General features: G+C 62.0%; 5 protein-coding genes. All 5 read left to right on the top strand.

Annotated elements, in window-relative coordinates; translation table 11 throughout:
* A partial coding sequence (locus tag B2Z70_RS03580; RefSeq protein WP_292981071.1) for an aldehyde dehydrogenase family protein occupies nt 1–1,044 on the top strand: 1,044 nt, incomplete at its 5' end.
* A 297-nt stretch (nt 1,045–1,341) separates the two neighbouring features.
* Nucleotides 1,342–3,222, top strand: coding sequence for a ribonucleoside-diphosphate reductase subunit alpha (locus tag B2Z70_RS03575; RefSeq protein ID WP_009801741.1), 1,881 nt, complete (start codon nt 1,342–1,344; stop codon nt 3,220–3,222).
* Between the two features lie 188 nt (nt 3,223–3,410).
* Nucleotides 3,411–4,370, top strand: a complete 960-nt coding sequence (locus tag B2Z70_RS03570; protein WP_292981068.1) for a lipid A-modifier LpxR family protein — start codon at nt 3,411–3,413, stop codon at nt 4,368–4,370.
* Between the two features lie 44 nt (nt 4,371–4,414).
* Nucleotides 4,415–5,428, top strand: coding sequence for a lipid A deacylase LpxR family protein (locus B2Z70_RS03565; protein WP_292981065.1), 1,014 nt, complete (start codon nt 4,415–4,417; stop codon nt 5,426–5,428).
* A gap of 185 nt (nt 5,429–5,613) precedes the next feature.
* On the top strand, nt 5,614–6,141 hold a 528-nt coding region (locus tag B2Z70_RS03560; RefSeq protein ID WP_292981062.1), incomplete at its 3' end, for a ribonucleotide-diphosphate reductase subunit beta.

Here is a 6,141-nt window from a genome sequence, read left to right as displayed (position 1 = left end):
TGGAACTTCCCGCTGGCGATCTTCACCGGTCAGGTGGCCGCCGCGCTGGCGGCCGGCAATTCCGTGCTGGCCAAGCCGGCCGAGCAAAGCCCGCTGATCGCCTATGAGGCCGTGAAGATCTATCTTGAGGCGGGCCTGCCCAAGGGCGTGCTCCATCTGTTGCCGGGCGACGGCAAGATCGGCGGCGCCCTGACAGAGCTGCCCGGCGTTGACGGCGTCGCGTTCACCGGGTCGACGGATGTCGCGCGGATCATCAACCGCACGCTCGCCGCCAAGGACGGCCCGATCGTGCCGCTGATCGCGGAGACGGGCGGCCTCAATGGCATGTTCGTGGATACCTCGGCCCTGCATGAGCAGGTGATCGATGACGCCATCAACTCAGCGTTCGGATCCGCCGGTCAGCGGTGCTCGGCGCTGCGTGTGCTTCTGATTCCCGAGGAGATCGGCGATCTGCTGATTGAGGGGCTCACCGGCGCCATGGACATGCTCTCTCTCGGCGATCCGTCTGATCCGGCGACCGATATCGGCCCGGTCATCGACGCGGAAGCCCATGAGATGCTCCAGGAGCACGTCAAGGACATGGAGTCCCGCGCCAAGGTGCTCCATCGCGCGCCGTTGAGCGCCGAAATGGCGGCCAAGGGTGAGTATTTCGCGCCCACGCTGGTGGAGATCAGCTCTCTTGATCAGCTGACCGAGGAGAAGTTCGGCCCGATCATGCATGTGATGCGCTACAAGCGCGCCGACCTTCAGAAAGTCGCCGGTCAGCTGGCGGACAAGGGCTACGGCCTGACGCTCGGCGTTCACAGTCGTCTGGATCGATTCGCGGACATGGTTCGCGCGGCGGTCCCGGTGGGCAATTGCTATGTGAACCGCAACATCACCGGCGCGGTGGTCGGGGTTCAGCCGTTCGGCGGCGAGGGCCTGTCCGGCACCGGACCCAAGGCTGGCGGTCCGCACTATATCTACCGCTTCGCGGCGGAGCATACCGTGACCATCAATGTGGCCGCCCAGGGCGGGGACCCCGAGCTTCTGTCTCTGGGTTAACCGGACACAGAATGCGGGCTTTGCGGCTCGCGCCAGATATCCACAAGAAACCGCATTTATCCCCGGGCCCGGACTCCTTAACGAGTCCGGGCCCGGAGCGTTTTCTGGTAGGACTTTGTTTACGAAAAAAGCGGCTGGGAGCCGGTTTGACCCGTTGACGGTCAGATGGGACCCAAGCACTATATGTTGCGGTTTCCGGGGGAAGCCGCACACCATGTATAGGTTTTTCTTAAGCAGCGCGCGGGAAAACGGCCTCTCGCAGGCATAACGCGCGACGCTGAATTGGAGCGGGTAGAGATGACGCCTTTCGACCAAGCCCACGCTACCGGAGCCCGCACGCAGGAGTCCGCTTCGGCCCTGCGCGGCAAGCCCAAGGCTGTTCAGCTTCGACTGGTTGATAAGGTTAAGACCGATCCTTCGCGGGACGCGCTTCTGACCGATTTCGGCAAGAAGACCCTGGTCGACCGTTACCTGCTGCCGGGCGAATCCTATCAGGACATGTTCGCGCGGGTGTCGACGGCCTATGCCGACGATCTCGAGCATGCTCAGCGCCTTTATGACTACATGTCGAATCTGTGGTTCATGCCGGCGACGCCTGTCCTCTCCAATGGCGGCGCGGATCGCGGCCTGCCCATTTCCTGCTTCCTGAACTCGGTGGATGATTCGCTGGGCGACATCGTGTCGACCTGGACCGAGAATGTCTGGCTCGCCTCCAATGGCGGCGGCATCGGCACCTATTGGGGCAATGTGCGTTCGATCGGCGAGAAGGTCGGGCAGAACGGACAGACCTCCGGAATCATCCCGTTCATCCGCGTGATGGATTCGCTGACGCTGGCGATTTCCCAGGGGTCGCTGCGTCGCGGTTCGGCGGCCGTCTATCTCGACATTCACCACCCGGAAATCGAGGAATTCCTCGAAATCCGCAAACCGTCGGGCGACTTCAACCGCAAGAGTCTCAACCTTCACCACGGCCTCAACGTCTCTGACGCATTCATGGAGGCCGTCGCCAAGGATGAGGAGTTCGAGCTGATCTCCCCGCGGTCCGGCGAAGTGGTCAAAACCGTCAATGCCCGCAAGCTGTGGCAGAAGATCCTGGAAGTCCGCCTGCAGACCGGCGAGCCCTACATCCTGTTCTCCGACACGGTGAACAACAATCTGCCGGCTCACCAGCGCAAGCTGGGCCTGAAGGTGCGCCAGTCCAACCTGTGCTCGGAAATCACCCTGCCGACGGGCGTGGACCATCTGGGCAATGACCGCACGGCGGTGTGCTGCCTGTCCTCTCTGAACGCCGAGAAATTCCTCGAGTGGAAGGATGACGAGCGCTTCCTCGAGGACATCTTCCGCTTCCTCGACAACATCCTGCAGGACTTCATCGAGCGTGCTCCTGATGAAATGGAGCGTGCGAAATACTCTGCGGCGCGTGAGCGGTCTGTGGGGCTGGGCCTGATGGGCTTCCACTCCTTCCTGCAAAGCATGAACGTGCCGTTTGAGTCCGCCATGGCGCAGTCCTGGAACAAGCGCATGTTCCAGCATATCCGCCAGGGCGCCGACAAAGCCTCGGTCAAGCTCGCCGAAGAGCGCGGCGCATGCCCGGACGCGGCGGACAACGGCGTGAAGGCGCGCTTCTCGCACAAGCTGGCGATCGCGCCGACCGCGTCGATCTCCATCATCTGCGGCGGCACCTCGGCGGGCATCGAGCCGATCCCGGCCAATGTCTACACGCACAAGACGCTCTCGGGCTCCTTCACCGTGAAGAACCCGTATCTTGAGAAGATCCTTGAGGAGAAGGGCAAGAACACCCCGGCGGTGTGGTCCTCCATCCTCGAGCACGAAGGCTCCGTGCAGCATCTGGATTGCCTGGACGAGCTGGAGAAGGACGTCTTCAAGACCGCCTTCGAGCTCGATCAGCGCTGGGTCATCGAGCACGCGGCTGACCGCTCGCCCTATATCTGCCAGGCGCAATCGCTGAACCTGTTCCTGCCGGGCGATGTGAACAAATGGGACCTGCACATGCTGCACTGGTCGGCGTGGGAGAAGGGCGTCAAATCGCTCTATTACTGCCGCTCGAAATCGGTGCAGCGCGCCGCCTATGCCGGCGCCGGCGAGAAGGACGAGATGTCCAAATCACTCAGCGATGCTGCGCCCAAGGACTATGACGAGTGCCTCGCCTGCCAATAGGTCGAATTTTTTTCGAATAAACGAAGAACCCCGGGCCCGTTCCGGGGTTCTTTGTATTTAATCCCATGAATTCTAAGTAGTATTAATTTTTATGAACTGTTAACCCTAAAGAAGGCTCCTTGATCAAAGAATGGCCATTGTTCATGGTATGATTTGAACAATGCAGGTTGAAGCCGATGGGGACCGGTATGACCACGCCGAATGTGAGCAAGGTGAGCAAATCCGCGCAGCACGCCAGCGTGCTGGCCGGCCTCCTTGCTGCGGCGTGTCTCACCTCGCTCGGCGGCCCGTGTGAGCGCGCTCAGGCGCAGCAGGGACAGGCCTCACAGGAAACACGCGCGATGATCCTCGGTCCGCTCCAGGCCGAGCTGGCGCCGGCGCGGCCCGCCCCGGACCGCAGCAATTTTGCGCCGGCGCAGGCGTTGGGACGGTCTCCGGGCTATATCGAGTTCATCGGCTCTGATTCGACTACGGCCTTGCCGGATGCGGCCCGACTGGCGGGCGTGGCGCTCAGCGTTCGCGCGGACAGCGCAGCCATGGAAGGCTTCTCCGCTTTCTATCAGGCCGGCGCCACTCTGGTGCAGACGCCGTCGGGCGGGCGCATCTCGGTGTCGCTGTTTGACGGGCGCGCACCTGATGCTGCGCTGTCGGCCCTGTCGGATTCCTATGCCGACATCGCGGGAAGCGACCTTGACCCGGCCGGCCGCTCCAACCGTCGCATGACGCTGCGCTATGAAAACGCGTTTGACTCACCCGGCGGTCCGGAAGGGCTCGATGTGGGCGTCTCGCCGCGGGCCGGCCTGTCGATCGGTCAGGATGGCCCGGCCGCGGAAGCGGGCGCGACGGTGCGCCTGGGTCAGTATCTCGATGAAGGCTTTGGCGAGGAGCGCCCGGCCTGGTGGTTCTTTGCAGGCGCTGACCAACAGGCGCTGATGTATGATCCGGGCGCGGGCTTTGACATGCGCAACGCGCTCGCCATGGGGCCCTATGCGACCGTGGGCGATGCACAGGCGGGCATCGCCGCCCGGTTTGGCGGCGCCGACATCTCCTTTGCCTATATCCAGCGTGAAACCCGCTATGCGTTGCCCAATGAATCCTGGGAAACTTCAGAAGGGTTCGCTGCGTTCTCATTGACGTTGCGTCGTTAAGCTGAGAACGCTGCGCCGATAGCGCGGCAAAGGGATTGCCCATCATGATCAGACTGGCGTCCGCGCTCCTTGGAGCTGCGGCCTTGATATGCGTGCACACGCCGCGCTCTGAGGCGCGTGACCATCCGGTTGACGCCCAGCCTGAAGATGGCGGCGTTCTGACCCTTGTGGTCGAGAACGACCTCTTTGGCGGTACGGACCGGAATTACACGAACGGCATCCGACTGGAATGGGTTGCGCCCGAGGATGAGGTGAGCCGCTGGCTGACCCAGGCCGCCCGCACCCAGCCTTTCGTCAATCTCAAGGGCGCGCGGGTCCGTCAGGGCTTCGCGCTCGCGCATACACTTTACACCGCCAGCGACATCACGCTCGAGAACCCGCCGCTCGACGATCACCCTTATGCCGCGCATTTGAATGTGAACTGGTTTGCTTCGGCGCGAACTCCGAACAGCGAACACACCATTCTCGTCGATGTGGGCATTATTGGTCCGAGCGCGCAGGGCGAGTTTCTTCAGACGAGCTGGCATCAGCTGATTGATGGCAAGGAGCCGCGCGGCTGGGACACCCAGCTTCATGACGAGGTGGTGTTCGCGATTTCAGGTCAGCGGACCGAGCGGATCCATCAATGGCGGATTGGCCATTACACCGCCGATGTGATGGGCCACGCCGGACTGACGCTGGGCACGCTGAGGACGGATCTGTCCGCCGGCGCGACGGTGCGATTCGGCACCGATCTGCAGGATGCGTTCGCGCCGCCGCGGCTGCGGCCGGCCCTCGCGCCGTCCAGTCTTTACACCCCGACACAACATATAGCGGCTTACGTCTTTGTCGGCGTTGGCGGCTATGCGGTGGCGCGCGATGTTTTCCTGGACGGCAATACCTATCGCGACTCGCGTTCGGTGGATCGCAATGTCTGGGTGGGGGATGTGCAGGCGGGCGCGGCGCTGCACATCAATTCCTACCGGCTGGCCTTTACGTATGTGGTGCGAAGCGAGCAGTATGCGAGCCAGAACGGCCTGCAACGCTTTGGCGCGATCTCGATGTCGCGCGCTTTCTAGCCGGACCGGTTTGAGTCGCATCAAGGTCAAGTTTCTTCCCTCGTGGATAACCGGATTAATACACTGGAAACCAGACTCATTGCGACACAATATGTAGTGGACCTGAGGGGCTGAGGCGCTATCTGTCGTGTCGAACGCGCGCCAAGCCCTTCAATTTGAATGCGCAGAGCCGAGAAAGAAACGCCATGCTTACCGTCGCTTCCGACCGCCCGGGCCTGTTGACTCCCAGCCTGACCTACAAGCCGTTCCGCTATCCGTGGGCGTATGATTTCTGGAAGGTCCAGTCCCAAGTGCACTGGCTGCCCGAAGAGGTGCCGCTGGGCGAGGACTGCAAGGACTGGGCGACCAAGCTGACCGACAAGGAGCGCAATCTGCTCACGCAGATCTTCCGCTTCTTTACCCAGTCGGATGTGGAAGTCGGCGCGAACTACATGGAAAACTACATGCCGCTCTTCAAACCGGTTGAAGTGCGCATGATGCTCGCCGCCTTCTCCAACATGGAGACGATCCACATTGCGGCCTATGCGCTGCTGCTGGAAACCATCGGCATGCCTGACACCGAGTTCTCCGCCTTCATGGAGTACGAGGAGATGGCGGCCAAGCACGACTATCTTGGCAAGTTCGGCTGCGAGACTGATCGCGACATCCTCACCTCCATGGCGGTGTTCGGCGGTTTCACCGAAGGCCTTCAGCTGTTCGCCAGCTTCGCCATG

Origin of the sequence: Oceanicaulis sp. UBA6590 (assembly GCF_002433705.1) — a bacterium.
In the GTDB taxonomy this organism is placed as follows: Bacteria; Pseudomonadota; Alphaproteobacteria; order Caulobacterales; family Maricaulaceae; genus Oceanicaulis.
This window is presented reverse-complemented; position numbering and strand designations above follow the sequence as displayed.

Bases quoted from the DNA above. Each gene is read 5' to 3' on its own strand.
- B2Z70_RS03570 (WP_292981068.1), top strand. From the start codon at position 3,411: ATGACCACGCCGAATGTGAGCAAGGTGAGCAAATCCGCGCAGCACGCC.
- B2Z70_RS03575 (WP_009801741.1), top strand. From the start codon at position 1,342: ATGACGCCTTTCGACCAAGCCCACGCTACCGGAGCCCGCACGCAGGAG.
- B2Z70_RS03565 (WP_292981065.1), top strand. From the start codon at position 4,415: ATGATCAGACTGGCGTCCGCGCTCCTTGGAGCTGCGGCCTTGATATGC.